The sequence below is a fragment of the Haladaptatus sp. R4 genome (assembly GCF_001625445.1).
GTDB lineage: Archaea > Halobacteriota > Halobacteria > Halobacteriales > Haladaptataceae > Haladaptatus.
The window spans coordinates 29,012-55,994 of sequence record NZ_LWHG01000034.1 but is presented as its reverse complement, the minus strand read 5'-3'; the positions used below and the strand labels follow the sequence as shown (position 1 = coordinate 55,994).

Below are 26,983 nucleotides of genomic sequence, written 5' to 3'. Positions count from 1 at the left end.
TCAACGTCGTATATCGTCATACACCCGGTTTTTCAGTCCCCCGCTGACGAATCTCGGACTCTCTGAACACGCGATATTCGGTCGGTAGAGCGCTTCAGAGGAAGGTATAGCTATATCCCGTTGGAATCCGCCGGTGAACGGTGTGGCCCATTTAGTACGGAACTGCGGAGACTGTAACTCGAATGTTCACAATCGAAACGAACGGATTCTGCAAGCGATATGGGGACGTGAACGCGGTCACCGACCTCAACCTCTCGGTCGAGGATGGATCCGTGTTCGGATTTCTCGGGCCAAATGGCGCGGGAAAATCGACGACTATCGACGTGCTACTCGGGTTTCTGACCCCGACCAGTGGCGAAGTTCGTGTTCTAGGAGCGGACCCGACGACCGACGCGAAAGCGGTCCGCTCCCGGACCGGTCTCCTGACGGACGGGTTCGAACCGTACGAAAACCTCACCGGACGACAGCACATCGATTCCGCGATTCGGACGAAAGGTGCCGACGACGACCCCGACACCATCCTCGGCAGGGTCGGCCTCTCTCCCGAACAAGCGGCGCGGAACGCTGGCGGCTACTCCAAAGGCATGACTCAGCGGTTGGCGTTGGGAATCGCGCTCGTCGGCGAACCTGATCTGCTCGTTTTGGACGAACCGTCCGGCGGACTCGACCCGAACGGCATCAAACTCCTTCGGGAGGCGATTCGGGTAGAGAACGAGCGTGGTGCGACCGTATTTTTCTCCTCACACATCCTCGATCACGTCGAACAGGTTTGTGACCGAGTCGGAATCATGCGCGACGGGTCGCTCGTCGCGACCGACTCAATCGGCAACCTCCGCGAACGACTGGGAACCTGCGCAGTCGAAGCGACGGTCGAGAGGGTTCCAGATCTCGAAGACATCCGTTGCGTCGAAGGAGTGACGGACGCGACGATTTCCGGGGAGAGTGTCCACATCGTCTGCGCTCGGACGGAGGCGAAGATCCGGGCGCTGGTTCGGTTGGACGAGCTAACGACGGTTCGAAACTTCGACACGGCGGATTCGTCGCTGGAATCGCTGTTCGAGGCGTTTACCGACGGCGACGAACCAGCGGGCGACCCGACCCGCACGGAGGCCGCAGTCAGTGGCGGTGAGCGGCTGTGACCGTCGGAACGGTCGCGCGGGACGACTTCCGAAACGCCGTCGGGTCGCGGTTGGTGGTCGGCGTCGTTGCGGTGCTGATCGCGCTCATTTCGCTCACTTTCGTCGCCGAGTCAGGGGTGTACGACGACCCGTATCGGACGCTGTTCGACGTGACGGAGGTTGTCATCGTCCTCGGGCCGATTCTGGTGGCACCGCTCGTGTACCAGTGCATCGTCGGCGACCTCGCGAGCGGTCGAATCAAGTTTACGATGGGGCTCCCCAACGGTCGCGCCGAATACTTCGCGGGGAAGCTGCTCTCGCGGCTTTGTCTCGTCCTGATCGCCGTCGTTTGTGGCGTCCTCCTCGGTTTCGTCGTCGCCGCCGCGACGTTCACGAAGGGGCCGGATCCCGGTCGATTCGCGGTATTCGCGGCCGCGACGGCACTGTATCTCTGCTCGTTTGTGAGTATCTACCTCGCCCTGTCCGCGCTCGTCGCTAGTCGGACGACGGCGATGGTAGCGGCCGTCGGTGTCTACTTTTTTCTGGTCCCGTTCTGGGGGAACTTCGTCCCGTTCGTGAACCTCGAAACGCTCCTCACCGGGATCGGTCACGTTCTCGGAACGCCAGTCTCGGACACGACGCGAGAGGCCATACGGAACCTCACCCCGTGGAAGGCGTACAGCGGTTCGACCGCCGCGATGTACGTGGATGTCGGGAATCACTACCGACGACTTCCCTCGATCCCTCCCGATAAGATGGACGATATGTACCGACAGACGGGACGGAACGTTCTCACGTTGTTCGCATGGTCCGCCGCGTTCCTCCTTGCCGGGTTCGCCAAGTTCCGGACCGCCGAGTTACGTTGACGGGTCACGTTCGACCGTCATCTCACCGGACGACTCAACATCCCCCGGTCCGTTGTCCCACCAAATGACCCGCTATCGTGGCGCGATTCTCGACGTGGACGGGACGCTCGTCAGGGGAAACAACGGCGTCCCCGGTGCGTCCGAGGCCGTTCGAACGCTTCGAAACCAGGGAACGAACCTTCTGTTCTTCTCGAACAATCCGACGCAACCGCCGGAACACTACGTCTCACGGCTTGCCGCCGCCGACATCGCCATCGACGACGCCAACGTGCTCACGTCGGCGCTCGTCACGGCCGAATTCCTCGAAGCCGAGTACGAGGGACACGACGCCCTCGTCGTCGGCGAGGGGTATCTCTCCGAACTGCTCGAAGAACGCGGGTTCGTGGTGTGTGAGGACCCTGACGACGCCGAACTCGTCGTCGCCTCCATCGACCGCGAATTCGACTACGACGACCTCACCGCCGCGCTCTGGGCGCTCGAAGGCGACGTCCCGTTCGTCGGCACCGACCCGGACGTGACGATTCCGGTCCACGAGCGACTCGTCCCGGGTTCGGGGGCCATCATCAACGCCATCGCGGGCGTCGCGGGCAGGGAACCGGACCACGTCCTCGGCAAACCGTCGCCAGACGCGGGGCGGGCCGCGTTGTCCCATCTCGGCGTTTCGGCGGAGGACTGCCTCGTCGTCGGCGACAGACTGGACACGGACATCGCTCTCGGCGAGGAAATCGGCGCAACGACGGTGCTGGTCCGTTCGGGCGTGACGTCACCGGACGTGCTCGCCGGATCGGAGATTCAGCCTGACCACGTAATCGACTCAGTTAGGGAGATAGACGAAGTGCTCGCGGACTGAATCGGGTGCATGGAAACCGCGCTCGTTTGGTTTCGAACCGACCTCCGAGTTCGGGACAATCACGCACTCGCCGCCGCGACCGAGGCCGAGCGACTCTGCTGTGTGTACTGTTTCGATCCGCGGGAGTTCGGTTCGCGGGAGTACGGGGGGACGAACTCGTTTCGGTACGAGAAGACGGGAGGCCACCGGACGCGATTCCTCCGGGAGAGCGTCGCCGACCTCCGAACGTCGCTCCGCGAGTTGGGGTCCGAACTGCTCGTTCGTCACGAACCGACCGAAAACGGTCGTCCCGGAACTCGCGTCGGCCATCGACGCCGACTCCGTGAGCTTTCAGGCCGCCCCAACCCCGGAGGAACGCGCCGTCGAACGGACGGTGACGGCCCGACTGAAAAGGACCGAAACGAATCCCGATATCGAATCGTTCCGGGGCCACACGCTGTATCATCCGGACGACTTGCCCGTCCCGGTCGCCCGAATCGAGGACACGTTCACTCCGTTTCGGCGAACGGTCGAAAATTCGGACGCGACGGTTCGTCCCACGGTCGAAGCGCCGTCGACGCTTCCGCTGATTCCGGGAGGTGGGGACGGCGGCGGAAGCGGACGCGTCCGCTCCCGCCGGGGCGCTCGTTCCCGGTGAGATACCCACCTTCGAAGCGCTCGATGTCGAACCGACGCCATCGGACGAGCGTGCGGTCCTTCGGTTCGAAGGCGGCGAAACCGCGGGTCTCGAACGATTGGAACGCTACGTCTGGAAGCGCGACCGGTTGCGGGAGTACAAGGAGACCCGAAACGGGTTGTTGGGATCCGATTACTCCTCGAAACTCTCGCCGTGGCTCAATCTGGGCTGTCTGTCGCCCAGGACGGTGTACGAAGCCGTCGAACGCTACGAGCGCGAGCGTGTCGAGAACGAATCGACGTACTGGCTCGCGTTCGAACTGCTGTGGCGCGATTTCTTCCAGTTCCAGTTCGAAAAGCACGGAAATCGGCCGTTCGAACGTGACGGGATTCGCCGTCGGGCCGACATCGATTGGCGGAGCGGGACCGACGGGGAGAGCGAGGAGGAGTTCGAGCGGTGGAAACGCGGCGAAACCGGCATCCCGTTCGTGGACGCGAACATGCGCGAGTTGAACGAAACTGGGTACATGTCGAACCGGGGACGACAGAACGTCGCCAGCGTGCTGGCGACGACCTCCGAATCGACTGGCGGAAGGGCGCGGCCTACTTCGAGACGAAACTCGTGGACTACGACCCGGCGAGCAACTACGGCAACTGGGCGTACATCGCGGGCGTCGGCAACGCTCGCGGAACCGCTCGTTCGACGTCGAGGTGGCAGGCCGAGCGGTACGACCCCGACGCGACGTACGTCAAATACTGGCTCCCGGAACTCGACGGTGTGCCGGGCGAGAAGGCCCACGAACCGTGGACTCTGTCTCCCGACGAACAGGAGCGATACGGCGTCACGCTCGGCGAGGACTACCCGGAACCGCTGACCCGGTGGCTCGGGTCGAACGAGTGAGGGATCGTAGACCACCTCGCCTTTTGTGCGGTCAATTTCGAGAGGCTACGGATGAACGCCGGGGTCGTGATCAAGAGCTTACGGATGAATTCCAGGAGCGACGATAGTTGAATAGTTGTTCATCTGTTCAACTGTACTCATATCATCGTGTTACGAACGCGCTCGTGGGTCGAGGGGATCGATGTCGCCCCCCGTCGAGCGACCGCCGTCACCCCTCCGCGAGCGGTTCGATGTTCTGGTTGACGTGGAAGAAGTTCTCGGGGTCGTACTTCGCTTTGATTTCTTGGAGTCGTTCGTAATTGTCTCCGTAGGTCGTCTGGACCCTATCCTTCCCCTCTTCCATCATGAAGTTGACGTACGCACCACCCATCGAGTGCGGGTGGGTTGCCTCCCAGTACCCCCGTGCCCAGTCTGTTATCTCGTCTTTTTTCGCCGGGTCCCCGTCCACGCCAAAGATGACCATCGACCACGTGGCGTCGCGGTTCGACCACGCCGTTTCGTCCGGTTCGGGGCGGTGGGCCGCGCCATTGACCGGATACAGGTGCATCCCGGACTGCGGGGTCGGAACCTCCGCGAAGCGTCGGTGTTCGTCGATGGCCTCGTCGGTCAGGTCGTGGACGAAGTCGCCCTTCCAGTACCACTGATCGCCCGGCGGGTAGAGGTCGTCGAACATGCTCTGGAGCGCCGGGTAGGGCATCTCACCGACGTGTTCGAACAGCGGTTCGGCGACGTCGTGTGCGGGTCGTAGCACGCCGTCGATGTCGTCCGGGTCACCCAGGTAACACCACATCACCCCGCACACCTTCTCGCCGTGTATCTCCTCCGGGAACGGCTCTCCCGGCACTTCCGCGATCAGATAAAACGCGTACACGTCCTCCGGCGCGTTCGGAAGCCACTCGCGGTACCAGCGCATGGTGTCTTCGAGTTCGTCGATGGGCCAGAAGGTCGGCCCGGCGACGACGGTGTCCACCGGGTGCAGTTCGAATCGAACGCCGTGACGACGCCGAAGTTGCCGCCGCCGCCGCGGATTGCCCAGAACAGATCCGAGTGCTCGTCCTCGCTGGCGTGAACCAGTCGCCCGTCGGCGAGCACGACGTCCGCGCCGAGCAGGTTGTCGATGGTCAGCCCGTACTTCCGGGTCAGATAGCCGTGACCGCCGCCGAGGGTAAGCCCGGCGACGCCGGTGGTGGAGATGACGCCGCTCACCGTCGCCAGTCCGTGCTCGTGCGTCGCCCTATCGACGTCGCTCCACGTACAGCCCGGTTCGACGCGCACGGTCCGCTCCTCGGCATCGACGCTGATATCGGTCATGTTCGACAGGTCGATGACGAGTCCGTCGTCCACCAGCGCCAGTCCCGCACCGTTGTGACCGCCGCTCCGAATCGCCACCTCCATCTCGTTTTCGCGGGCGAACTCCACGGCCGTGATCACGTCGTCCACGGTGTCACAACGGGCTATCAACTGCGGATGCCTGTCTATCATCGCGTTGTAGATCACGCGCGCTTCGTCGTACTCCGTCCCGTCGTCCGGTTGAAACACGTCCCCGCCGGAACGCCGTTTGAACTCCTCGATTACCGCTTTGTCTACCGGTTGACTGTCAGTCGCCATGATTCCCTCCCGTGTGGAAAAAAGACCGTGGACAAAAATGTAGCTATCTAGTGAAATTCTCGCACGTGGTGGGTCGCTTGCAGGGCCTGCAAGCGAGTCGGTGGTTGCACGGATAGAGCCAAACCCAGTAGCGGGCCGCGGTCTCGATCCGAGGCCCTCACGGCGGCCGTCCGTTACTACGCTTCGAGGAGGTCGGGACCGAGCGGTCGGGCCTCGTCCCGATAGGATTCATAGAGCGCTTCCGCCCACTCCCGCGCCTCGGGCGAGTTCGTATCGACGACCGCCCGTAACATGCCGGTATCCGGGTCGTAACCCGTGAGGGCGACGCGGTCGTCGAAGAGGGTGAGACCACACGGGAGCGCGTCGTGCATCAGGATGGTGAGGTTGCCCCCTTCCAACCCCTTCTTGGCCGCCGTCGGCGACCACTCCAGTATGGCTTCAACGATGGGTGGCGGATAGATTATCTCGGTGGTCATCCCCTCGCGGACGTTCCGATACAAGGTCCCGGCGTTGGCGGATTTGAGCGTCGCCGTTCCGAACGCCCGCATCGTCCCCGCGTCCGCTATCAACTCGTCGTAGCGACGCACGGGTTCGTACGGGTCGTCGTCGTCGGCGACCGTGACGACGGCGTCGGCAAACGATTCCATCGAGATGCCGAGTTTCTCCGCTGGAAGCCAGCGCGCGACGTCGCGCAACCGCTGTCTCGTTTCGATCCGATCGAGCAGGGTCGTGACCTCCCCCGCGACGAACAACCCGTCCGACGTCGCCCGATGCTGACGGCCGTCCCGGCGAATCCAGCCGCGAACTTCGAACTCGTGGAGCGTGCGCCCGATAGTCGAGGACGACGCACCGGTCAGTGCCCGTAGGTCGTCCCGACTGCGCGGACGCTCGGCAAGCGCGTCGAGTGCCACGACGCGGTGTTCCGACCGTACGAGAAACTCTATCTCGTCGAGCGCAGTTCCCATGGTTATAGTTAGCACCGAACAGTATATCTCAGTGTGGGGTCGCTCGTCCGAATCGACAGCGGGCGGGACGGAAGCGGAACTGTCGAACCATCGAACCATCGAACCATCGAACCATCGAACCATCGAACCATCGAACCATCGGACCGTCGAACCATCGAATCATCGGACCGTCGCCCCACTCGACTCGATACGTCCCTTTTTGTGCTCCGCCTCGCAACAGTTCGGAAATGGCTCCCGTGAATCGAACACTGCGGACGCTCGAAGGCGGTGACGACGTCGTCGGCGCGTGGCTTCTCTCGCGCAGCACGCGTGCGGCCGAAGTCGTCGCACGAACCGACGTCGATTGGGTCGCCGTCGACACCGAACACGCGCCCCATTCGCCCGAACGCGTCGAGGCGTTGATTCGGGCCGTCGAACCCCACGCGACGCCACTCGTCCGGCTTTCGTCGGTCGAAACGACCGTCTCGCGGGGCGAAACACGCCCTCGATTCCGGGGCGCAGGGTGTCATCGTCCCCGGCGTGGAATCCGCCGCGGACGCGGAACGGGTCGTTCGTGCCACCCACTTCCCGCCGGTCGGGGAGCGGGGCGTCGCCGGAACCACACGGGCGAACGAGTACGGGGAACGGTTCGACGACTACGTCGAGACCGCGAACGACGAGACGCTCGTCGTCGTCCAAATCGAGTCGCCGTCGGCGGTCGAATCGGTCGAGGACATCCTCGCCGTCGACGGCATCGACGTCGCGTTCATCGGCGAAAACGACCTCTCGTCCGCGTACGGATATCCGGGCGAAAAGGACCATCCCACCGTGACGGAGGCCGTTCAGCGGGTGTTCGAGGCGGCCGAGGCCAACGGCGTGTACCCGGGCATCGCGGGTCGAACGCCGACCACTCTGACGGAGCGGTCGAACCGTGGCTTCCAATTCTTCCTCCTCGGGGCCGACCTGAGTTTCATGCGCACCGGCATCGAGGAGTTCCTAGACGGGTAACGGCGACTCGTCGGAGTCACGAATCGAGGGGAATTATTTCACTAAAACAAAGGAAAAATAAATGGTCCTTCGGGTGGTATACGTGTTCGAACATGGCAGCCAATACCGCCGGGACGACGCTCGAAGTCGAGGTAGCAACGGTCATCGACGGGGACACCTTCAAAGTCCACTTCGACGAGGCGACGACGGGGGAGTCCGACCTCGTGAACCTCCGCATTCTCGGACTCGACACCGAGGAAACGCACGCCGGTGTCGGAAAGCCGAAGACGCCGTGGGGTGAGAAGGCCAAGGAACACGCCAAAGGGTTGGTTCCGGAGGGGTCTTCGATCACCATCGAGTTCCCGGGGACGGAATCCATCGACGAATGTCTTCGTCGCTACCGGGGCAACTACGGTCGGCCGCTCGTCTACGTCCACGTCGATGGCGAGGATTATCAGGAACACATGATCCGGAAGGGGTACAGCCCGTATTTCACGAAGTACGGCTACGCCGTCTTCGACGACCACCACCGGCGGTATCGTGACGCGGAGCAGAACGCCCAAGCCGACGACATCGGCGTCTGGAACCAGTCGAAAGTCAACGGTTCGGTGATGCGCGAGTACGAACCGCTTCGTTCGTGGTGGACGCTGCGCGCGGAGATTGTACGTCGGTATCGAAGCGCGACCGACGACGAATCGATACTCGATACCCGACAGGACTACCACCGGATCGAAAACAGCGTCGGGGACGAACTCACCGTCTTCACCGAACTCGACGGTTACGAGCGCGCCGGGGAGAAACACGCCATCGTCAAGATCGGTTCGAAAGAGCAGCCATTCCAACTGTTCCTCCCGAACGCGCTGGAAACGGAGGGCGGCCAGCGACTCATCTCGCTGATGGAAAAACGGTACATCGCCAAATCGGACGGCGAGTCGGTACAGCGCCCCAATCGAAGCTACGCGTTCGTCACGGGGACGGTGAAGCAGTACCCGGAGGAAGATGGCAACCCTGAAATCGTCGTCGAGTCCATCGACCAACTCGCCGACGTTCCGCCGGAAACGAGCGACTCCGACGGGAAATAGCTCCGGAGAGCTGCTATTGATACAATATCTCACTGAAACGAACACAACATAAATATAATCAAATATATAAAATTTTAGAAAGTTTAATGTGATATAATTAGAATGGGTGAACTGATGTCAGACGACACGGTACCTCGACGCAAGTTTCTCGCGCTGAGTGGAATAACAGGCGCAACGCTCCTCACCGGGTACGCCGCGGCGACGGGCCGGTCATCGACCGACCGACGGCAGGACCAAAGCGAGGGGGACGAATCGATGCACGCGGAGGATTCAAACCCGTCGTCCGGTCGCATCGAACTGTCCTTCCTCGGCCGATACGAGACTGGCCAGTTCGACGAGGGCGCTGCCGAAATCGTCAGCTACGACCCGGACCTACAACGCGCGTTCTTCGTCAGCGCCGAGGAGGCAACCGTCAACGCCGTCGATCTCGGCGATCCGTCGACCCCCGAAAAAGTCGGAACCGCCGACCTCTCGGACGCGTGGACGGACGCGGGGGATGCCACGAGTGTCGACGTTCACGACGGACTCGTGGCCGCCACGGTCGCCGCTGACGACGCGACGAATCCCGGGAAGGTCGTGTTTTACGACGGCCGAACGCTCGAACTGGACTCGGTGGAGACCGTCGGCGCGAACCCGGACATGGTGACGTTCACGCCCGACGGAAAACGGGTGCTCACCGCGAACGAAGGCGAACCGAACGACGAGTACGACACCGACCCGCGCGGTTCGGTGAGCGTCGTATCGGTCGCCGGACGGGACGGTAACTGCGCCGTCGAAACCGCCGGTTTCACGGCCTACGACGGGAGGGAGGACGAACTTCGGGAGCGGGGCGTTCGAATCTTCGGTCCCGACGCCAGCGCATCGCAGGACTTCGAACCCGAATACATCACCGTCTCCGCCGATTCGAAGACCGCGTGGGTCTCGTTGCAGGAGAACAACGCCCTCGCAATCGTCGATATCGTGAGTGCGACGGTCACGGACATCCTCCCGCTCGGCTACAAGGACCACATGCTCCCCGGCAACGAACTCGACGCCAGCAACGAGGACGGCGGGATGAACATCCGCAACTGGCCGGTGTACGGGATGTATCAACCCGACGGCATCGCCTCGTACGAGGTCGGCGAGGCGTCCGCCGACGCCGCTGCTGTCGGACGAACTCCGGCGATGACAGCGAGACGTACATCGTCACCGCGAACGAAGGGGACGCCCGCGATTACGACGGCTTCTCGGAGGAAGTCTCGCTCGAAGACCTCGAACTCGACCCGGATGCGTTCGACTTCGACCGGATCGAAGGAATCGACGACGTCGAGGAACTCCAGGCCGAGGAGAACCTCGGTTCGCTCCACGTGACGAACCAACTCGGCGACGTCGACGGCGACGGCAAATTCGAGGAGATATACGTCTTCGGCGGTCGGTCGTTCTCGATCTGGAACGAGGAAGGGAAACTGGTGTACGATAGCGGCAGCGAGTTCGCCCGTATCATCGCGCGTCAGTACCCCGACCACTTCAACACGGACAACGACGAGAACGACCCGGACAGTCGGAGCGACAACAAGGGTCCCGAACCCGACGTCGACGTCGGCGTCGTCGATGGACGAACCTACGCGTTCATCGGCCTCGAACGGATGGGCGGAATCATGGTGTACGACGTCTCGAACCCACAGAACGCCGAGTTCGTCCAGTACCTGAACGACCGCGATTTCAGCGTCGACGTCGGGGATCAGATCGACGACGGCGACCTCCCCGCCGGTGCCGCTGGCGACCTCGGTCCGGAGGGTGTCACGTTCGTTTCCGCCGAAGAGAGCCCCACCGACGCCCCGTTAGTGCTCACCGGCAACGAAATCAGCGGTACGATGGCCGTCCACCGCGTCGATTCGCTCTAAGTGCTCAAACATGGACGTCACCTGTCTCCTCGATAGTATCTAAAACAACTTTCAGCCCCCAAAATCGCTTAGAACAGTCGGTCGATGAGGCGGTTCGCCGTGATCGATCCCTCGATCAGATACCACCAGCGGTGGTTCCGCGAGGAGAGCGTCGCCGCGCCGAAGAGCAGTGCCCCTCGTCGCCGTTTCCCCCGGTGGAACGCGTACGCCGACTGCGTGAGCAGCGTGAGCACGTTCAGGTTCGACGCCGTAACCGCCGCGTCGATCCGTTTGCTCGCGCCCTTCGTGTAGTGGTTGGCGCTGTGCGGAATCGGCGTCCGCCGTCCGTTGATCTCCGTCGTCCCGGAACGGAACGCCTCCACGATGGTGTCACAGTCGATCTCCGCCTTGTTCGACACGCCGTCGATGGTGAGTTCGGTGTACGCCCGTCCGACCATCGACGCGGTGTGTGCGTCGCTCGCCGCGATTCCCGGATAGCCGTGCTCGTCCGCGAACGCCCCCGCACGCCGATTCTTGTACCCCGTGAAGAGCCACGAGTTGTACACCTCGATGGCGTCACACGCGACGAGGTCGCGTTTCCGAACACCGTGGCGACTCCACTGGAACGGATGGGGAACGATGGCGACGCCGCCGAGTTCGTGGACGTCCTTGACGGTCGCCCCGAGCGATTGGCGCGGCGTGGGACGTTCGTCGACGCCGATGGCGAGGAGGTGGCCGTCCGCCGTCGAAATTTCGACGCCGGGAATCCCTATCAGGCCGTATTCGGCGGCGAGCGCCGCGGCTTGCCGTGACTCCTCGATGACGTCGTGGTCGGTGATGACGATGGCGTCGAGACCGATGTCGCTGGCCTGCTCCAGCAGCAGTTCGATCGAATCGTGCGCATCGTACGATCCCTCCGAGTGGACGTGAGGATCGATCCTGACGGTTACTCCAGTTGGCACTTTATTATCTCACGGTCGTATCGAATATCAATCTGTCTACTTCACCCCTGCCGAAATCGTTATCGTCCGCCGTTCGTTGAACGCGGCTCCAAACCGGGACGTCCCCGACAGCGACGCTCCCATTCGTCGGTTGTTCGTTGGAGAGACCACAACCGCGCCCGCATGGAGGACACCGACGAGAGTGACTCCCGTCTCCTCGCTTCCAGATGCCGAATTTCCCGTTCCATTCCCAATCTACGCCGTGTTTTGATGAACTGGTCAGAATTCCTTTTATCGAACCATCCGTGGATCGAAACGGGTCGGGATGCCACCACCCACTGTCGATTCGGACAGAGGCAAACACCTCGGCACGATACGCCCACAAGCGACGCTCGCTACCGGCTATCTGAACGTCACGTGGCTTACCACATCATCTCTCCCCGACCCATCGTGCCGAATCGTCCGGCCCCGTCGCCGGACGATTTCTCGGCACCAGGTAGACGAAGGCGGCATCGTGCCGATACCTGTCATCATCCTCGTCTCGATACCGATCATCATCCTCGTATTCGGCCCTCGGTACCGACAGACGACGCCGCGAGACGAAGCGTTTTACTCGGGGAGAACGAGATGAAACCATGAGCCAGTTGAGTCTCCACCACCACGGTGTCTCGGTAACCGACCTCGATCGTGCAGTCGAATTTTACAGCGACGTCCTCGGGTTCGACGTCATCGACCGGTACTCCCTCTCCGACGACGCACTTTCGACGGCCGTCGGCGGCGACGAACTGACGGGCCACTTCGCCCAACTCGACGGCGGAACCGGCCGCGTCGAACTCATCGAATACGAAGCCAACGATGGCGACGACGGCGACGGCGAAAACGACGTTCGCGGCGCGGCGGTGTACGACACCGGGGCGAAACACCTCGGGATAGAAACCGACGACCTCGATGCCGTGTACGAATCGCTCCCCGACGATGTCGAAGCCATCAGCGAACCGCAGACGACCGGCAGCGGCACGAAAATCCTCTTCATCCGCGACCCGGACGGCAATCCAGTCGAGATTCTCGAACTCTGAATCGGCTCTCGTCGCCCCGACGCGCCGTATCGAGGATGACGCGAAAAGCGGTCAAACTGTGGGCGAACGCAGGAACGAAACGCTCGGGGGTCGAACTCCCGACGAAAATGCGAGCCTACGAAGTCCAACGGACGGATTCCGAGTACGACGGGGTAGTACAGGCCGAGCGGTCAAAGCCGAGTCCCGACGCCGACGAGGCGCTGGTTCGCATCCACGCGTGCTCGCTGAACTACCGCGATTTGGCCATCGCGAACGCCGACCTCGTTTATCCCGGAGCGGAGCCTCCGGTGATTCCGCTGTCCGACGGGGCCGGTGAAGTCGTGGAAGTCGGAGACGATGTCGAACGGATTTCGGCGGGAACCCGCGTCGCAACGCCGTTCGCTCCCGATTGGATCGAGGGGACGGGAACGCCGGAGAAGCTAGCGCGAACGACGGGCGGTTCAACTGACGGGGCGCTGGCGGAGTACGTGACGTTCCCGGCCGAGAGCCTCGCAGTCCTCCCCGACTACCTCTCCTACGAGGAGGGCGCAACGCTCTCCTGTGCGGGACTGACGGCGTGGCGTGCGCTCGTCGAGGACGGGAATCTCCGCGCCGGGGAAACGGTTCTCGCGCTCGGAACGGGCGGCGTCTCGACCTTCGCGCTCCAGTTCGCCGCGATGCACGGCGCGCGCACGGTCGTCACGTCGTCGAGCGACTGAAAAACTCGAAGCGACCCGCGAACGTGGGGCGAACGAGACGATAAACTACGAATCGACCCCCGAGTGGGGAGAAGTCGTCCGAGAGCGAATCGGCGGCGCGGATCACGTCGTCGAAGTCGGCGGTCCCGGGACGCTCGGGAAGTCGCTCGAAGCGGCGGCCGTCGGCGGCCACGTCCATCTCATTGGCGTTCTCGCCGGGCAGCAAGGACGCGTCGATCCCGCCCCGATCATGCACAAATCGCTCGACGTCGAGGGCGTGATGGGCGTCGGAAGCCGCGCGATGTTCGACCGGATGACCGACGCGATGGCGGTCGAGGAGATGCACCCCGTCATTGACCGCGTCTTCGACTTCGACGACGTCCGCGAGGCGCTACCGCTACGTGGATCAGGGGGAGCATCGCGGGAAGGTCGTCATCTCCGTCGAATAATTGAGAGTCGAAGTTTTCGGGTATCAGAGCTGTTGCGGGGCGCTCACGTGCATCCCGACGAACAGCCATTCCCCGTCACGTTCCTCCAGCGTGCCGCTCCAGCGCGTGTCGAACTCGCGGCGCGTTCCGGTTTCGGTGTCGGTGTCGATATCGGTCCACGCCATGTGAACGTCGTCGCTGAACCACGCGTGGCGGTCGCGTTCGGTCACACGCAGGTCGCTGCTCGTCACCGTCCAGTCCTCCGATTCGCGGGTCTGATCGCGTAATCCTTCAGCGACGGCCTCGTACCCGACGAGTCGTTCCGAGATTCCGAACTTGACCAGCGACTCGTCCGCCGCGAAAAACGGCGGTAACGGTTCTCCCTCACGAAGCGCCTCGTAGTACTCCCGTACCGTCGCCTCCGCGTCGTCTGCATTCATCTCGGGTTGACATCGACCCGCGTGCTTCAAAGCTCTTGTTCGTGGGTGACTGTCGGACCCATGGAAACCGCCGCGCTCGAAGCCGTCCGCTCCGCTACCCGCTACTTAGTTGACTTGCCGCTGCAACCACGTTGTATCTGCCTCTGTGGAAAGGATTATAGTCGTACGAATGGAGGGTATTATCGAAGAAAGAAGTTCGGATGGTCAACAAATGAAACAGTATCTGTACGGATATCCACAACACGATCTGCAGCGGGACGACGACGAACGGTCCGTCTACGGTTCGCCGCAACACGAGGTGACGGACGCGAAAACGAGCGGTTCGACGGATTCGGACCCGCGACTTCGAGCACGGCTGTTTCCGTAACCGGCGCGCACCAGTCAGGAGACAGTAGATCGGGTCGGTTTTTCTCGTTTCCATTTTTACCGTTACGGCGACTGGAACGACGATTTACGGATCGATTTCCGGAGGACGGTTCTCCCCGTACGTCTCTCGGAACTCCTGAATCAACTGTCCCGTCTCGGCATACCAGTCGTTGAGCATTCGTTGGAATCCGTCCGCGATTTCGTCCGGGTCGGTGATTCGATACACGTGGTGGTAGCCGCCGCAATCGCAGTTTTCCTGTTCTTTCTCGACGAGCCCGGTTTCCTGAAGGCGTTTGACCGAACGGTACGCCGTCGTCCGTTCCCGGTCGATGAACTCCGCCACCGCGTCCACGGTGAGCGGTTCGGGACTCTCGATCAGCAGTCTGAACACGCCCCTATCGAGTTCGTTCAATCCGAGCATTCCTTCGAGCAGATCCTCGCACTCCCGCTCGGTTCGGTTCTGTTCCAGTATGGCATCCGTCATCGTTGTCTCTGTTCGGTGTTACTACCCGATAAAGGTTGCACATTCACTGCAAACATTTGTTGCGGTTCGGATCGAAAGACGACAGGTATCGACATCCCTGCGAAACAAAAGAGATCGTCTGCTGTGGTCTTTGTCGGATAGAATCCCCATATTCGGCGAATAGAGTGACTCTGGTGATGATGCTCGGTTGAGACCGCCGCTTGCACAATCCTTATACCTTCCAATCCTGATTGCACTAACTATGCAAACAACTCGCGGCGAACCGGATTACGACGTCCTCGTCATCGGTGGCGGGCCAGCAGGTTTGAGCGCCGCTCTCCAGTTAGGTCGCTCGCTCCGCAGCGTCCTGGTCTGTGACGACGACGAACCGCGCAACGGTCCGGCGGACGAAGCTCACGGGTACCTGACGCGGGACGGTATCGCGCCGACGGAACTCCGTCGTCTCGGTCGCGAAGAAGTAGCCGAATACGGGGCCGAGTTCCACGATTCGCGGGTGACGGCGGTCGAGAAAGACGAAAACGAATTCATCAGCACACTCGATGACGGCGAGACGTACACGAGCCGAAAACTCGTTCTCGCGACCGGTGTCATCGACGTGTTTCCCGACATCGACGGATTCGAAGAACTGTGGGCCGACGGGGTGTACCACTGTCCGTACTGTCACGGGTACGAGGTCCGCGACGAACCGCTCCGGGGTCGTGGTCCATGCCCCGGAAATGCTCGAATACGCGAAGCTCATCCACAACCTGAGCGACGACCTCGTCGTGTTCACCGACGGGAACGACGTTTTCGACGCGGAAACCCGGTCACAGTTCGTCGAACGCGGGGTCGAAATAGTGGACGATCCGATCACCGCGCTCGGCGGTGATGCGGGGCTCGAAAGCGTCTCGCTCGCGGACGGACGCGAGGTGTCCCGCCGCGCCCTCTTTTACCCACCGCCGATGGAACAGCACGGCGAGTTCGCCGAACAACTCGGCCTCCCGGTGAACGAAATGGGCCTCGTCGAAGTGACGCGGTCACAGCACGGTGCCGGTTTGACGTCGGTCGAGGGTCTTTTCGTCGCGGGTGACGCCGCGAGCGGTTCCAGCCTCTCGGTCCCGAGTGCCGTCGCGGACGGGTCGGAGGTCGGTGCCACGGTCAACATGGAACTCTCACGCGAAGCGTTCGAGGAGGGATGGGAACCGTGAACGAACGACTCGAAGAACTCGCGGACCGGTTCTCTCGAATCGCCGCGGATTACGACGAGAGTCAGGTCGGCGAAGAGTACCGGGCGTGTGCCACGCTGGTCATCGACCACGCCGACCCGCGTTCCGACGACGTGGTGCTCGACCTCGGAACCGGAACGGGCCTGCTCGCGCTCGCGCTCGCCGCGGATGCCGGACGCGTCGTCGGTCGCGACATCAGCGAAGGAATGCTGGAACAGGCTCGCACGAAGGCGGCCGACAGCGGTATCGAGAACGTGGAGTTCGGCTACGGAGAGTTTCTCGACCCGCAGTACGACGGCAGACTAGATATCGTCGTCTCGAACTTCGCCTTGCACCACCTACCCGACGAGGAGAAACTGGCGGCCATCGACGCCGTCGCCGACCTCGACCCTCGCCGTTTCGTCCTCGGCGATGCGATGTTTTTCGGCGATTCCGATCCCGATGAGCCGTTGTACGGGCACGGGGTCGATGCGGCGACCGTCGGCGTGCTCGTGGACGCGCTGACCGATGCCGGATTCGCGGTGACGGCGGTCGAACGCGTTCACGATCAAGTGGGCGTCCTCGTCGCAGAACGGAGTTCCGACGACCTATCGGACGGCGTTCACTGATTCCACGGCGCGTCGTCCGGATCGATGAACCGCTCCTCGTGCTCGATGCCGTCGATGGTGGCGATGTCCTCCTCGCTCAGTTCCAACTCGCGCGCCGCGAGGTTGTCCCGGAGGTGCTCCTTGCTCGACGTCTTCGGGATGGCGGCGACGTTCTCCTTCGCGGCGAGCCACGCCAGCGACACCTGATACGGGGTCGCGTCGTGTCGCTCGGCGACCTCCAGAATCTCGTCCACCTCCGCGACTTCACCGCGCGCGACCGGCGCGTAGGCGACGAGCCAGTGGTCGTCCTCTCGCGCGTACTCCTGCAGTTCCTCCTGCTGGAGCAGCGGGTGCATCTCGACCTGATGGGCGACTATCGGCGCGTCGAGGATCGAACGCGCCTCGTCCAGTTGCTCCGGCGTGAAGTTGCTCAGGCCGACGTGCTCGATTTTCCCCTCCTCGCGCAACTCGTCGAACGCGGGGAGCGTTCCCTCCGCGTCGTAGGTGTCCCGCGGCCAGTGGACGTACAACAGATCGATCGCGTCCACGCCGAGGTCGTCGAGGCTCGCCGCCGCGCCGGCGAGCACGTCGTCGTGCGCGAGCATGTCGTCCCACACCTTCGTCGCCAGAAACACGTCCCCGCGGTCCACGTCGGCTTGCTCGATACCGTCGCCGACGTACTCCTCGTTGTCGTAGGCACGTGCGGTATCGACGTGATGATAACCGAGTTCCAGTGCGGCCGCCACGATGTCCGCACACTCCTCAGGGTCGGTGTTCTTGTACGTTCCCAATCCGATCGGCGGTAGTTCGTCCATACCGGTCCATGTTCCAGCGCGCTTGTGAATGATGTGGCCGTCGTGGCATCGGCTATTTTTCACACGCCGTTCCACAGTACTATTGACTCGGTGACTCGTACTATTGGTCAGGTAGCTCCCTCGTCTGTTCTCGACGATAGTACCCTGGAATACCGCAACCTCCGCAACTATCCGTCGATACGACAGACGACGTTACGGCGCTGGCGAGCGTACGAACGGGCGATGAACCCCATGGCAAACACCGTACGTCCGGTATCCGGTATCCTCCGTCAGGTATCGGTGAACCGACTCCTCGGCGGCGATTGTGGGGCGGTCGGTAGTGAAATCCCATGACCACGTTCGTCCTGATTCACGGTGCGTGGCTGACGCCCCGCAGTTGGGAGGGTTTCGAGGAGTACCTCTCCGAACGTGGTCACGAAGTAATCGTCCCGGCGTGGCCGGGACACGACCGCCCCGTCGAGGAAATTCGTGCCGACCCGTCGCCGATAGACGGTCTCACCCTTCAGGAAATCGTAGATCACTACGCCGACGTGATTCGAGACCTCCCGGAACAACCGGTCCTGGTCGGCCACTCGTTCGGCGCGCTGATCGTTCAACTGTTGTTGGATCGGGGATTCGGCGCGGCAGGGGTGGCCATCGACACCGCCCCGCCGAAGGGGGTTCGACTTCCGCTGTCCTCGCTCCGGACGGCGTGGCCGGTACTCTCCAACCCCGCGAACCGTAACCGCACCGTGGAATTGTCCTTCGAACAGTTCAAATACGCGTTCGTCAACACGTGGCCGGACGACGATGCGCGCGCCGCCTACGACCGATACGCGGTGCCGGAAACCGGCCGTATCTTCTTCCAAGCGGGAACGTCGAGTCTCACGCCCAACGCGGCGAACACCGTCGATTACGGAAACGACGACCGACCACCACTCCTGCTCGTCGCCGGTGAGCGAGACCACACGTCGCCGCCGTCGCTCTCCCGTTCGATCAATCGAAAGTACGGTCGCAGTCGGGCGGTCACGGACCTCCACGAGTTCGTCGGGCGGTCCCACCTACTCATGGTCGGAGACGGCTGGAAGGAAATCGCGGAAGACATCGAGCGCTGGGCGGACCGGACTCTCTCCGACGGCAGTGACGCCGACCGTCCCTGAGGGCCGACGGTTCGGCGTCCGTCTTCACAATCCTTCGTCCAGTTTCCACGGACGTTGCATTTCCACCGCTCCGTCTTGGCGTTGCTACCGCTCCGTCTATTCGTCCGGCACGAGCGTCGTTTCGATGAGACGCGACGTTCCGCGTCTGATCCGCCCGCCGACCGCCGTCGACGAGATTCCCAACTGCTCGGCGAGGGCTTCGTGTGAGGTCTGGCGCGGTTCCTCGAAATAGCCCGCCTCGAACGCCGTCAACAGGGCCGTTCGCTGTGCATCGGTCAGGGATTCCCCGTCGGCGGTCAGGCCCTCCTGTTGATACATCCGGTCCAATTCGAACGAGATGTCCTCCTCTCGACAGTAATCCCATAGCTGTGACAGCGACTTTCGGTCGGGGAGTTGGAGACGGAGGAGCCATCCCTGCCGCACCGACCTCGCTTCGAGCATCAGGCCGCCGACCTTGGTCGTCTTCGGCGTGAGCAGTTTCGTGCCCGGCGTGTAGCAGAGCCGGTAGATTCGGGTGTCGCCGTGGTTCGCCACCATCTCGGACTTCTTCACCGTCGAATCGTCCCGTAGCGCGTCCTCGAATGGGCCGAAATCACCGTCCTCGGTTTCGACGAGGAAGAAGAACAGTCCCGTATCCGGGTCCGTCCCCGTCGTCGGAACGACCTTGATGGCGACGTTCGGTACCGCCGCTATCGTGGGTGCCAGCGCGAGGTCCGGATGGTGAACCGTGACGTGCGAGATGAACGACATAGCTATTTCCGGTGATTCCCTCGACATCCGACCCTCGTCGGCATGCGTGTTAAACATTCGGTACCACAATCGGAATGAAAGGTTCGATACCACGTTCCGAATGAAACGTTCGGTACCACGGTCGGAATCGCACGCCACGGTCGGAATCGCACGCGATAGCCACCATCCGGTCTTCGAAGAGACGGTAGCCCTCCCCGTCTCCCGGCAGAAAACGCGGTCGTCCGACCGCGGCCCCCCGTTTAGAACGCGCTGACGTGGTCGTCCTTCGGTTCCCAGACGTGACCCGTCATCCGCAGTTCGCGGAGTTCGTCCAACGTCTCGCCGACGGTTCGACCCCGCTCGCCCATCGCCGCCGTCACGAGACCGAGCGGGACGCCGTCCTCGAAGCGCTCGCCGAGTTCGAGGACCACGGATTTGAGGTCCGCGTCGTCGGGTGGTTCTCCGGCCGACCCGTAGTCGGCGTACTCCCACTCGACGTCGTGCCCCGTGAGCGCACGGTGGCGTCTGTAGAACTCGATCACCTCGTTGGGCGTTCCCGCCTCCTTTCGCTCCCCGCAGTCGGGACAACCGGCGACGAACGGCGCTGGTTCCTGTTCGCTCATCGTCGGTTCAGGCGTTGTAGGCCTCTTGGGCCAGTCGGTGGAACTTGTGGAGCGTGTGCTCGTTCGGTCCGAGTTGGGCCTGTGCGAGCGCTCCCGACTTCAGCCCCTGGTACTGACGCTCGACCAACTCGAAATCCTCCTCCTGCAGTTGGCGGCTCGTTCGAACGAACTCCAGTTCCTCGTTGCTCATCTCCGCATCCCTGAAGAAGTAGTCGGCGACGAGTTGGAACCGTTGCTCGTCGATGGGGTCGATGATGTACGTCCCGTAGCCGTCCGCGGTGCCGTACATGTTCACCGTGAAGTTCGGCCACATGTAGTAGAACTTCGCCTCGTGCTCGTCGTGAATTCGGAGTTCGTCCTCGACGTCTTCCTCGTGGGTATAGTGGAGCACCCAGTGGTAATCGTTCACCTCCAACTCCGACTCGTCGAGTTGAATTCCCTTGATCCAATCCTGATGGTTGGCCTGGCAGTGGTCGCACTCGGAGTAGTTCCCGCCGAACGTCTTCCAGTTGCATTCGACCTCCGAGACGAACCGCGCGGCGTGTTCGTACTCGTCCAGCGGGAGCGCTTCGAGTTCCGTTTGCATCTTCCCGGCCTGTTCGGAGAGCGGTATCGGGTCGGTGTCGAAGTTGACGAACACCAGCGGGCCGATTCGGTCGGTCGAAACCTCCATCAAACTGTTTTTCCCGGCATCGAGTTCCGACACGTCGTCGTCCTCCAAGTCCGGGTTGAGGCTCGCCTCCTCGAAGCTCTTCGGCGTCGTCGCGAGGTCCCCGTCCAGGTCGTACGTCCAGAGGTGGTACGGACACTGGATCCGATTCACGTGACCGGGGTCGCTCATCGGCGTATCGTCGACGATTTTCGACCCTCGATGGGCACAGACGTTGTAGAACGCCCGAACGTCGCCCTCGTCGTCCCGGAGGACGATTATCTCCTTGTCGCCGACGTTCCGGGTGAAGAACTCCCCGGACTCGGGGATGCAGTTGGCGTGGCCCGCGTACACCCAGTAGCGCGAGAACACCTTTTCCTTCTCCATTTCGAACACGTCCGGGCTGGTGAAGTACTCCGCGGGGAGGGCGTTCGTTTCGTCGGTGATGTCGGGACTGACCGCTTCGACCCGGTCGGTCCCGTCGTTCCATCGTGTCATGTGACAACTTGTCACTATCTGGGGGTATAAATATGAACCACAGATAGCTCCCCCATTCAAGTGCCCCCGGTTTCGAGACGGATCGTTCGAGCGGGGACGAACGCGGGTTCATCCGATTTTCGCGGGGAAAACGTGAAGACGGTCGATTCGAAACTACGGGGACGAGTATGAGTGACAGTAACAACCGACGGGACGTCATCGTCATCGGCGTCGGTGGAATGGGGAGCGCCGCGACGTACCACCTGGCGCGGCGCGGCCTCGACGTCCTCGGATTGGAACGGTTCGACATCCCGCACACACAGGGTTCCTCGCACGGCATCACGCGAATAATCCGGCGTGCGTACTACGAACATCCGTCGTACATCCCGCTCATCGAGCGTGCCTACGAACTGTGGGACGAGTTGGCCGACCGGACGGGACGACCGGTCATCCACCGAACCGGTTCCATCGACGCCGCCCCCGAGGGGAACGTCGTCTTCGAGGGGTCGCTACGCTCCTGCGAGGAACACGACATTCCGCACGAAATCCTCACCGGCGCGGAACTGGCCGACCGCTTTCCCGGCTATCGACTTCCGGACGACTACAAGGCGCTGTACCAATCCGACGGCGGGTTCGTCGTCCCGGAGGAATCGATCATTGGACACGTCGAGGCCGCACAGGAGGAAGGAGCGGATATTCGCGCCCGCCAACGCGTCCTCGACTGGACCGAAACCCCGGACGGCGGCGTGCGAGTCGAGACGTCGGCCGGTCGTACGAGGCCGATAGCCTCGTGCTCGCTGCCGGTGCGTGGAACTACAAACTCGCCGACGCGCTGGACGGACTCGCCGTCCCCGAACGGCAGGTCCTCGCGTGGTTCCAACCCGAAACCCCGTCGCTGTTCGAACCCGACTCGTTCCCGGTGTGGAATATCAGCGCCCCGGAAGGGCGGTTCTACGGCCTCCCGATATACAGCGTGCCCGGGTTCAAACTCGGCAAATATCACCACTTCGACGAACAGGTGGACCCCGACGACTGGAACACGGAACCGGGACCGGCGGACGAACGACTCCTCCGCGATTTCACCGAGAAGTACTTCCCGAAAGCCGCGGGCCAGACCATGCGGTTGGCGACGTGCATGTTCACCAACTCGCCGGACGAACACTTCATCCTCGACACGCTTCCGAACCATCCACAGGTCGCGGTCGCGGCCGGGTTCTCCGGCCACGGATTCAAGTTTTCGAGCGTCGTCGGCGAAATCCTCGCCGACCTCGCCGCCGAGGGGGAGACCGACCATCCCATCGGGATGTTCGAGTTGGATCGGTTCGAGTGAGGGATCGAATCGACCCGTTTCGAGAGTAGATTCGAGTCGAACGGTTCGAACGACGATTCGAGTCGACCGATTCGGACGACGGCGTCCCGCTCGTGAGCCTCGAATCGGGTCCCTATTTTCAATACCTGTCTTATCTCACATTGACCCTTTTCACCCGGTCCGACGGACGTTCATGTGACAAATGAGTGCAAATAGCACACTCCCCGACGAAGTCGGGACACTCGTCGTGGGTGCCGGTTGTGTCGGCTGTAGCGCGGCGTATCACTTGACGGAACTGGGCCGCGAGGACGTCGTCGTCGTCGATCAGGGACCGTTGTTCGAGACGGGCGGATCGACGTCCCACGCACCGGGCTTGGTGTTTCAGACGGCCGGTAACAAGCTGATGTCGAAGATGGCCCAGTACACGCGGACCCTGTACGAGGACCTCGACGGATTTCGGACGTGCGGCGGCATCGAAGTCGCCTACACGGAGGATCGATGGGAGTTCCTGAAGCGAAAGCGCGAGTGGGGCCGCTCGTTCGGCGTCGAGGACGGTGAACTGTTGTCGCCGTCGGCGGTCGAGGAGCGCGTCCCGCAGGTGAACGCGGACGCCATCCACGGCGGTTACTACGTCCCGTCGGACGGCAAGGCCCACGCCGTCGACGTTTCGGAGACGATGGCGAACCTGGCGCGCGAACGCGGGGCCGAGTTCTACGGGAACGCGCAGGTCACCGACCTCGACGTCGAGGACGGCGAGATAGACGCCGTCGTCACCGAACACGGTCGTATCGAAGCCGAAGAGGTGCTCCTAGCGACGAACATCTGGGGGCCGCTGTTCGGCGAGATGGTCGATATCGATATTCCACTCAAACCGTGCGCTCACCAGTACCTCGTCTCGGACGCCATCGACGAACTGGCCGGTGCCGACCGGGAAATCGAACAGCCCATCCTCCGCCACCAGGACCGTTCGCTGTACTTCCGCCAGCACGGCGACTCCTACGGCGTCGGATCGTACAACCACGAACCCCTGCTCGTCGAACCCGAGGACATCTACGGCCCAGAGCAACTGGACGACCTCGGCCTGAAATATCCCTCGCTCCGGGAGTTCACGGCCGAACACTTCGTCGAGAACACGCATCCCGACCACGAGCAGACAGCGGCCGACGCCGCGAGCGAACTGATTCCGGCGTTCGAGGACTGTGACTGGGAAACCCAGATGAACGGGATGTTCTGTTTCACCACCGACGGAATGCCCATCTTGGGCGAAACGGAGGACATCGACGGGTTGTGGTGGGCGCTCGCCGTCTGGGTCACCCAATCGGGCGGCGTCGGGAACATCGTCGCCGAGTGGATGGAAAACGGTACGCCACGACTCGACGGCGAGCGCGAGGACGTGACCGGCGCGTCCATCGACCGATTTCAGGAACATCACGGGTCCGACGGGTTCGTCCACGACCGGGCGGCACAGCAGTACCGCGAGGTCTACCAACTGACCCATCCCCGCAATCAGCCGGAGACGCGACGCGGACTGCGACGGAGTCCGTACTATCCGCGCCAGCGGGAACTCGGCGCGGAGTTCTACGACAGCGACGGCTGGGAGTCGCCGCAGTGGTACGAGGAGAACGAGACGCTGCTCTCCGAGTACGACGTTCCCGACAGACCCGATTGGCTCGGGAAGAACTGGTCGAAGGCCCACGGGGCAGAACATCAGGCCGTGCGCGACAGGGTGGGATTGTACGACCTCACCTCCTTCACGGCCATCGAAGTACGCGGCTCCGGCGCGGAGCAGTTCCTGCAGGGACTGCTCTCGAACGACATCGACGTTTCTCCCGGTCGGGTTCGCTACACGACGATGCTCAACGAGGACGGCGGCATTTTGGCCGACCTGACCGTCTCCCGCCTCGGTGAGGACCGGTTCCTCATTCTGACCGGCGGCGGCAGTTCCGGAACGACGCAGGGTCGTTGGATTCGAGACCACGCTCCCGACGACGCACCGTCGAGGTCGTGGACCGGACCTCCGCTCGGTGCGGTCTCGGCGTCTGGGGACCGAAGGCGCGAAAAACGCTCGAAGACGTGGTCGAAACCGACATCTCGCACGACGCCTTCCCGTTCTTCTCCTGCCAGGAGACGTCCGTCGGGGGCGTTCCGGTGACGATGCTCCGGGTTTCGTTCGTCGGCGAACTCGGATGGGAACTGTACGCTCCGCAGGAGTACGGCGCGCAGTTGTGGGACACCGTCTGGGAGGCGGGCGAGGAACACGGCGTCCTCGCGATGGGTGACGCGACGCTCAACTCGATGAGCATGGAGAAGGGGTTCAGGTTGTGGGGGACCGACATATCGCCGGAGTACAACCCCTACGAGGCGAACCTCTCGTTCGCGGTGGACATGGAGACGGAGTTCGTCGGGAAGGAGGCGTTGGCCGAGGCGGCGGACGCCGGTATCGACAGAAAACTCGTTCCCGTCACGCTTGACGAACCGGGTGTCGTCGTGGACACGGGCCACCCCATCGTCGACGGCGACGAGGTGTTGGGGTACACGACGCGCGCCGATTACGGCTACACAATCGACGCCGGAATCGCCTACGCCTACCTGCCGACGGCGTACGCCGACGCCGGTCAGTCGGTCGCGGTTGAGTACGAGGGCGAGCGATTCGCCGCGACGGTGCGGGACGAACCGCTGTTCGACCCCGACCGGGAGAAGATACTGCGCTGACCGAACGACGATACTACGACCCCCGAATCACGAATGACTACCAACACGTCGGACCGACTCCCGTTTTCCGCTATCGAACAGGCCATCGACCGACTCGACGATCCGTCGGTCGTGAAACGAACGCCCGTCGAGCGAAGCACGTCCCTCGACGACCGAACCGGCGGCGAGGTATCCCTGAAGATGGAACACCTCCAGTGGACCGGATCGTTCAAGACGCGCGGGGCGACAACAAGATCGAACGCGACGTGGTGGGAACGGAGGTCGACCGCGTCGTCGCGGCGAGCGCCGGAAATCACGCGCAGGGCGTGGCGCTGGCGGCGACCGAACTCGGCATCGATTCGACCATCGTGATGCCGAAGACCGCCCCGCAGACAAAGATCGACGCGACGAGGGGCTACGGCGGCGAGGTGGAACTCGTCGGCCGGGACTTCCGCGAGGCGATGAACCACGCGGAGGACCTCGTCGCCGACGGCTCCGCTGAACTCATCCACGCGTACGACGACCCGGCGATCATCGCCGGACAGGGGACGCTCGGCGTCGAGATGTACGAGGACCTCCCGGACGTGGACACCGTCGTCGTCCCCATCGGCGGCGGCGGTCTCATCTCCGGCATCGCGACGGCGTTTTCCGAACTGTCCCCCGAAACGCGAATCGTCGGCGTGCAGGCCACCGGCGCGGCGACCGTTCCGAGCAGTCTGGACAAGGGAATACCGCAGACCCTCGACTCCGTCGACACCATCGCGGACGGTATCGCCACCGGCGGCATCTCCGAGTTGACGCTCTCGCTCATCGACCGACACGTGGACGAAATCGTCACGGTGACCGACAGCGAAATCGCGCGGGCAGTCCTCTTCCTGCTCGAACGGGCGAAGCAGGTGGTCGAAGGTGCCGGTGCGGCGAGCGTTGCCGCCATCATGGGCGAGGACCTCGACGTGAAAGGGGAGACGGTGATGCCGTTGCTCTGCGGCGGAAACCTCGATATGACGATGTTACAGACCGTGCTGGTCCACGCCTTGACGAACCGCGAGCAACTCCTCCGACTTCGCGTTCGCATTCACGACCGGCCCGGCGAGATGCGAGAACTGTCCGGCATCATTGCGGACCACGGGGCGAACATCCGAAACGTCCGACACGATAGGTCGGCCCCCGAACTGGACGTCGGCGAGGCGTATCTCGTCTTCCAGGTCGAAACGAGCGGTACCGGACAGGCGAGGAGCATCATCCGCTCGATACGCGGCCACTCCTACGAGGTCGTCCACATCAACTCCTGATTCTGTATGATATATGACATTCGTGGCCAGCTACTCGCCGTGCGTCGGCTACTCACCGATTTTGTGGATCTGACGGTTTTAAATGAAACCTTCCGGAACGGGATTACGGTAAAACGAAACGGCCGTTAAATTTTCATCTGTGCTTAAGTACACCACAGTATACAAACACGAGCTATTATTATCGACTCTCAAGAGAAACGCATGTAGTATTGTGTCATGGTA

25 protein-coding genes and 8 pseudogenes are annotated in these 26,983 nt (G+C 62.5%); 22 read left to right on the top strand and 11 right to left on the bottom strand.

Going from position 1 to position 26,983, the window contains the following annotated elements; all coding sequences use genetic code 11:
* Positions 1 to 182 precede the first annotated feature (182 nt).
* The 7 genes and pseudogenes from A4G99_RS23740 to A4G99_RS29600 all read left to right on the top strand — a co-directional run bounded on the left by A4G99_RS23740 (position 183) and on the right by A4G99_RS29600 (position 4,350).
* Complete coding sequence (locus A4G99_RS23740; protein ID WP_066148856.1) at positions 183 to 1,139, top strand: ABC transporter ATP-binding protein; 957 nt, start codon at positions 183 to 185, stop codon at positions 1,137 to 1,139.
* On the top strand, positions 1,136 to 1,984 hold the full coding sequence (locus A4G99_RS23735) for an ABC transporter permease (RefSeq protein WP_066148854.1): 849 nt from the start codon (positions 1,136 to 1,138) through the stop codon (positions 1,982 to 1,984). Before A4G99_RS23740 ends, A4G99_RS23735 begins: the two co-directional genes overlap by 4 nt.
* A gap of 64 nt (positions 1,985 to 2,048) precedes the next feature.
* The gene (locus A4G99_RS23730; RefSeq protein ID WP_066148852.1) at positions 2,049 to 2,834 is read left to right on the top strand and encodes an HAD-IIA family hydrolase; all 786 of its coding nucleotides are present in this window, start codon (positions 2,049 to 2,051) and stop codon (positions 2,832 to 2,834) included.
* Between the two features lie 9 nt (positions 2,835 to 2,843).
* A pseudogene (locus A4G99_RS29210) lies at positions 2,844 to 3,053 on the top strand (deoxyribodipyrimidine photo-lyase); the annotation flags it as partial.
* Between the two features lie 103 nt (positions 3,054 to 3,156).
* Positions 3,157 to 3,471, top strand: coding sequence for a deoxyribodipyrimidine photo-lyase (locus tag A4G99_RS29205; RefSeq protein WP_255359212.1), 315 nt, complete (start codon positions 3,157 to 3,159; stop codon positions 3,469 to 3,471).
* Positions 3,413 to 3,958 (top strand): annotated as a pseudogene (locus A4G99_RS29605) (FAD-binding domain-containing protein); the annotation flags it as partial. The gene A4G99_RS29205 and the pseudogene A4G99_RS29605, both read left to right, overlap by 59 nt.
* Positions 3,907 to 4,350: an FAD-binding domain-containing protein gene (locus A4G99_RS29600; protein WP_342764566.1), complete on the top strand. Its 444-nt coding sequence runs from the start codon at positions 3,907 to 3,909 to the stop codon at positions 4,348 to 4,350. The pseudogene A4G99_RS29605 and the gene A4G99_RS29600, both read left to right, overlap by 52 nt.
* A 208-nt stretch (positions 4,351 to 4,558) precedes the next feature.
* Here the strand turns inward: A4G99_RS29600 and A4G99_RS28235 are convergent, their stop codons facing one another.
* The 4 genes from A4G99_RS28235 to A4G99_RS28225 form a co-directional block, all read right to left on the bottom strand.
* Positions 4,559 to 5,320: a BBE domain-containing protein gene (locus tag A4G99_RS28235; protein ID WP_223302213.1), complete on the bottom strand. Its 762-nt coding sequence runs from the start codon at positions 5,318 to 5,320 to the stop codon at positions 4,559 to 4,561.
* Positions 5,203 to 5,958 carry an FAD-binding oxidoreductase gene (locus tag A4G99_RS28230; RefSeq protein ID WP_223302212.1) on the bottom strand — a complete coding sequence of 252 codons (756 nt, stop codon included), beginning with the start codon at positions 5,956 to 5,958 and terminating at the stop codon, positions 5,203 to 5,205. Before A4G99_RS28230 ends, A4G99_RS28235 begins: the two co-directional genes overlap by 118 nt.
* 176 nt (positions 5,959 to 6,134) lie before the next feature.
* A complete protein-coding gene (locus A4G99_RS23715; RefSeq protein ID WP_066148850.1) occupies positions 6,135 to 6,923 on the bottom strand; it encodes a winged helix-turn-helix domain-containing protein in 789 nt (262 codons plus the stop codon).
* A 28-nt stretch (positions 6,924 to 6,951) separates the two neighbouring features.
* The gene (locus tag A4G99_RS28225) at positions 6,952 to 7,284 is read right to left on the bottom strand and encodes a hypothetical protein (RefSeq protein ID WP_223302211.1); all 333 of its coding nucleotides are present in this window, start codon (positions 7,282 to 7,284) and stop codon (positions 6,952 to 6,954) included.
* A 158-nt stretch (positions 7,285 to 7,442) separates the two neighbouring features.
* Between A4G99_RS28225 and A4G99_RS28220 the strand changes: the two genes are divergently transcribed.
* The 4 genes and pseudogenes from A4G99_RS28220 (at position 7,443) to A4G99_RS28210 (ending at position 10,854) form a co-directional block, all read left to right on the top strand.
* Positions 7,443 to 7,910 carry an HpcH/HpaI aldolase/citrate lyase family protein gene (locus A4G99_RS28220; RefSeq protein ID WP_255359202.1) on the top strand — a complete coding sequence of 156 codons (468 nt, stop codon included), beginning with the start codon at positions 7,443 to 7,445 and terminating at the stop codon, positions 7,908 to 7,910.
* 92 nt (positions 7,911 to 8,002) lie between these two features.
* Positions 8,003 to 8,971 carry a thermonuclease family protein gene (locus A4G99_RS23700; RefSeq protein ID WP_066148846.1) on the top strand — a complete coding sequence of 323 codons (969 nt, stop codon included), beginning with the start codon at positions 8,003 to 8,005 and terminating at the stop codon, positions 8,969 to 8,971.
* Positions 8,972 to 9,073: 102 nt separating this feature from the next.
* Positions 9,074 to 10,039 (top strand): annotated as a pseudogene (locus tag A4G99_RS28215) (choice-of-anchor I domain-containing protein); the annotation flags it as partial.
* The gene (locus tag A4G99_RS28210) at positions 10,039 to 10,854 is read left to right on the top strand and encodes a choice-of-anchor I domain-containing protein (RefSeq protein WP_394337494.1); all 816 of its coding nucleotides are present in this window, start codon (positions 10,039 to 10,041) and stop codon (positions 10,852 to 10,854) included. The pseudogene A4G99_RS28215 and the gene A4G99_RS28210, both read left to right, overlap by 1 nt.
* Before the next feature lie 68 nt (positions 10,855 to 10,922).
* Here A4G99_RS28210 and A4G99_RS23690 read toward each other — a convergent pair whose 3' ends face one another.
* On the bottom strand, positions 10,923 to 11,795 hold the full coding sequence (locus A4G99_RS23690; protein ID WP_066148844.1) for a PHP domain-containing protein: 873 nt from the start codon (positions 11,793 to 11,795) through the stop codon (positions 10,923 to 10,925).
* Positions 11,796 to 12,099: 304 nt separating this feature from the next.
* On the opposite strand from A4G99_RS23690, the gene A4G99_RS25550 reads away from it, so the two are divergent.
* The 3 genes and pseudogenes from A4G99_RS25550 to A4G99_RS30155 all read left to right on the top strand — a co-directional run bounded on the left by A4G99_RS25550 (position 12,100) and on the right by A4G99_RS30155 (position 13,976).
* Positions 12,100 to 12,405: a hypothetical protein gene (locus tag A4G99_RS25550; protein WP_150123239.1), complete on the top strand. Its 306-nt coding sequence runs from the start codon at positions 12,100 to 12,102 to the stop codon at positions 12,403 to 12,405.
* 4 nt (positions 12,406 to 12,409) lie between these two features.
* The gene (locus A4G99_RS23685) at positions 12,410 to 12,850 is read left to right on the top strand and encodes a VOC family protein (protein ID WP_066148841.1); all 441 of its coding nucleotides are present in this window, start codon (positions 12,410 to 12,412) and stop codon (positions 12,848 to 12,850) included.
* 107 nt (positions 12,851 to 12,957) lie between these two features.
* Positions 12,958 to 13,976, top strand: a pseudogene (locus tag A4G99_RS30155) (NAD(P)-dependent alcohol dehydrogenase).
* A 23-nt stretch (positions 13,977 to 13,999) separates the two neighbouring features.
* Here the strand turns inward: A4G99_RS30155 and A4G99_RS23675 are convergent.
* Positions 14,000 to 14,395: a nuclear transport factor 2 family protein gene (locus tag A4G99_RS23675; RefSeq protein WP_066148839.1), complete on the bottom strand. Its 396-nt coding sequence runs from the start codon at positions 14,393 to 14,395 to the stop codon at positions 14,000 to 14,002.
* Between the two features lie 211 nt (positions 14,396 to 14,606).
* Here A4G99_RS23675 and A4G99_RS26340 point away from each other — a divergent pair, with 211 nt between their 5' ends.
* Positions 14,607 to 14,762, top strand: coding sequence for a hypothetical protein (locus A4G99_RS26340; RefSeq protein WP_190303875.1), 156 nt, complete (start codon positions 14,607 to 14,609; stop codon positions 14,760 to 14,762).
* 84 nt (positions 14,763 to 14,846) lie between these two features.
* On the opposite strand, the gene A4G99_RS23670 is transcribed toward A4G99_RS26340, so the two are convergent.
* A complete protein-coding gene (locus A4G99_RS23670) occupies positions 14,847 to 15,245 on the bottom strand; it encodes a helix-turn-helix domain-containing protein (RefSeq protein WP_066148837.1) in 399 nt (132 codons plus the stop codon).
* 241 nt (positions 15,246 to 15,486) lie between these two features.
* Between A4G99_RS23670 and A4G99_RS28195 the strand changes: the two are divergent.
* The 3 genes and pseudogenes from A4G99_RS28195 to A4G99_RS23660 form a co-directional block, all read left to right on the top strand.
* Positions 15,487 to 15,864: pseudogene (locus tag A4G99_RS28195) on the top strand (NAD(P)/FAD-dependent oxidoreductase); the annotation flags it as partial.
* Between the two features lie 97 nt (positions 15,865 to 15,961).
* Entirely contained in the window at positions 15,962 to 16,432 is a 471-nt protein-coding gene (locus A4G99_RS28190; RefSeq protein WP_223302239.1) for a hypothetical protein, read from the top strand.
* Positions 16,420 to 17,058 (top strand): class I SAM-dependent methyltransferase, encoded by a 639-nt coding sequence (locus A4G99_RS23660; protein ID WP_394337493.1) that lies wholly within the window; start codon positions 16,420 to 16,422, stop codon positions 17,056 to 17,058. Before A4G99_RS28190 ends, A4G99_RS23660 begins: the two co-directional genes overlap by 13 nt.
* On the opposite strand, the gene A4G99_RS23655 is transcribed toward A4G99_RS23660, so the two are convergent.
* Positions 17,052 to 17,852, bottom strand: coding sequence for an aldo/keto reductase (locus A4G99_RS23655; RefSeq protein WP_066148835.1), 801 nt, complete (start codon positions 17,850 to 17,852; stop codon positions 17,052 to 17,054). The two genes, A4G99_RS23660 and A4G99_RS23655, sit on opposite strands and share 7 nt — an antisense overlap.
* A 329-nt stretch (positions 17,853 to 18,181) precedes the next feature.
* Between A4G99_RS23655 and A4G99_RS23650 the strand changes: the two genes are divergently transcribed.
* Entirely contained in the window at positions 18,182 to 18,991 is an 810-nt protein-coding gene (locus A4G99_RS23650) for an alpha/beta hydrolase (RefSeq protein WP_066148833.1), read from the top strand.
* A gap of 96 nt (positions 18,992 to 19,087) precedes the next feature.
* On the opposite strand, the gene A4G99_RS23645 is transcribed toward A4G99_RS23650, so the two are convergent.
* The 3 genes from A4G99_RS23645 to A4G99_RS23635 form a co-directional block, all read right to left on the bottom strand.
* On the bottom strand, positions 19,088 to 19,741 hold the full coding sequence (locus tag A4G99_RS23645) for a helix-turn-helix domain-containing protein (protein ID WP_066148941.1): 654 nt from the start codon (positions 19,739 to 19,741) through the stop codon (positions 19,088 to 19,090).
* Positions 19,742 to 19,980: 239 nt separating this feature from the next.
* Positions 19,981 to 20,343, bottom strand: coding sequence for a hypothetical protein (locus tag A4G99_RS23640; protein ID WP_066148831.1), 363 nt, complete (start codon positions 20,341 to 20,343; stop codon positions 19,981 to 19,983).
* 7 nt (positions 20,344 to 20,350) lie between these two features.
* The gene (locus tag A4G99_RS23635; RefSeq protein WP_066148829.1) at positions 20,351 to 21,490 is read right to left on the bottom strand and encodes an aromatic ring-hydroxylating dioxygenase subunit alpha; all 1,140 of its coding nucleotides are present in this window, start codon (positions 21,488 to 21,490) and stop codon (positions 20,351 to 20,353) included.
* 167 nt (positions 21,491 to 21,657) lie between these two features.
* On the opposite strand from A4G99_RS23635, the pseudogene solA reads away from it, so the two are divergent.
* From solA to ilvA, 3 pseudogenes are all read left to right on the top strand, one after another.
* Positions 21,658 to 22,799: pseudogene (gene solA, locus A4G99_RS30150) on the top strand (N-methyl-L-tryptophan oxidase).
* Between the two features lie 181 nt (positions 22,800 to 22,980).
* Positions 22,981 to 25,490: pseudogene (locus A4G99_RS23625) on the top strand (FAD-dependent oxidoreductase).
* 33 nt (positions 25,491 to 25,523) lie between these two features.
* Positions 25,524 to 26,761, top strand: a pseudogene (ilvA, locus tag A4G99_RS23620) (threonine ammonia-lyase).
* The last annotated feature ends 222 nt before the right edge of the window (positions 26,762 to 26,983 follow it).

Bases quoted from the DNA above. Each gene is read 5' to 3' on its own strand.
- A4G99_RS23740 (WP_066148856.1), top strand. From the start codon at position 183: ATGTTCACAATCGAAACGAACGGATTCTGCAAGCGATATGGGGACGTG.
- A4G99_RS23730 (WP_066148852.1), top strand. From the start codon at position 2,049: ATGACCCGCTATCGTGGCGCGATTCTCGACGTGGACGGGACGCTCGTC.
- A4G99_RS28230 (WP_223302212.1), bottom strand. From the start codon at position 5,958: ATGGCGACTGACAGTCAACCGGTAGACAAAGCGGTAATCGAGGAGTTC.
- A4G99_RS23715 (WP_066148850.1), bottom strand. From the start codon at position 6,923: ATGGGAACTGCGCTCGACGAGATAGAGTTTCTCGTACGGTCGGAACAC.
- A4G99_RS23700 (WP_066148846.1), top strand. From the start codon at position 8,003: ATGGCAGCCAATACCGCCGGGACGACGCTCGAAGTCGAGGTAGCAACG.
- A4G99_RS25550 (WP_150123239.1), top strand. From the start codon at position 12,100: ATGCCACCACCCACTGTCGATTCGGACAGAGGCAAACACCTCGGCACG.
- A4G99_RS23685 (WP_066148841.1), top strand. From the start codon at position 12,410: ATGAGCCAGTTGAGTCTCCACCACCACGGTGTCTCGGTAACCGACCTC.
- A4G99_RS23675 (WP_066148839.1), bottom strand. From the start codon at position 14,395: ATGAATGCAGACGACGCGGAGGCGACGGTACGGGAGTACTACGAGGCG.
- A4G99_RS26340 (WP_190303875.1), top strand. From the start codon at position 14,607: ATGAAACAGTATCTGTACGGATATCCACAACACGATCTGCAGCGGGAC.
- A4G99_RS23670 (WP_066148837.1), bottom strand. From the start codon at position 15,245: ATGACGGATGCCATACTGGAACAGAACCGAACCGAGCGGGAGTGCGAG.
- A4G99_RS28190 (WP_223302239.1), top strand. From the start codon at position 15,962: ATGCTCGAATACGCGAAGCTCATCCACAACCTGAGCGACGACCTCGTC.
- A4G99_RS23660 (WP_394337493.1), top strand. From the start codon at position 16,420: ATGGGAACCGTGAACGAACGACTCGAAGAACTCGCGGACCGGTTCTCT.
- A4G99_RS23655 (WP_066148835.1), bottom strand. From the start codon at position 17,852: ATGGACGAACTACCGCCGATCGGATTGGGAACGTACAAGAACACCGAC.
- A4G99_RS23650 (WP_066148833.1), top strand. From the start codon at position 18,182: ATGACCACGTTCGTCCTGATTCACGGTGCGTGGCTGACGCCCCGCAGT.
- A4G99_RS23645 (WP_066148941.1), bottom strand. From the start codon at position 19,741: ATGTCGTTCATCTCGCACGTCACGGTTCACCATCCGGACCTCGCGCTG.
- A4G99_RS23640 (WP_066148831.1), bottom strand. From the start codon at position 20,343: ATGAGCGAACAGGAACCAGCGCCGTTCGTCGCCGGTTGTCCCGACTGC.
- A4G99_RS23635 (WP_066148829.1), bottom strand. From the start codon at position 21,490: ATGACACGATGGAACGACGGGACCGACCGGGTCGAAGCGGTCAGTCCC.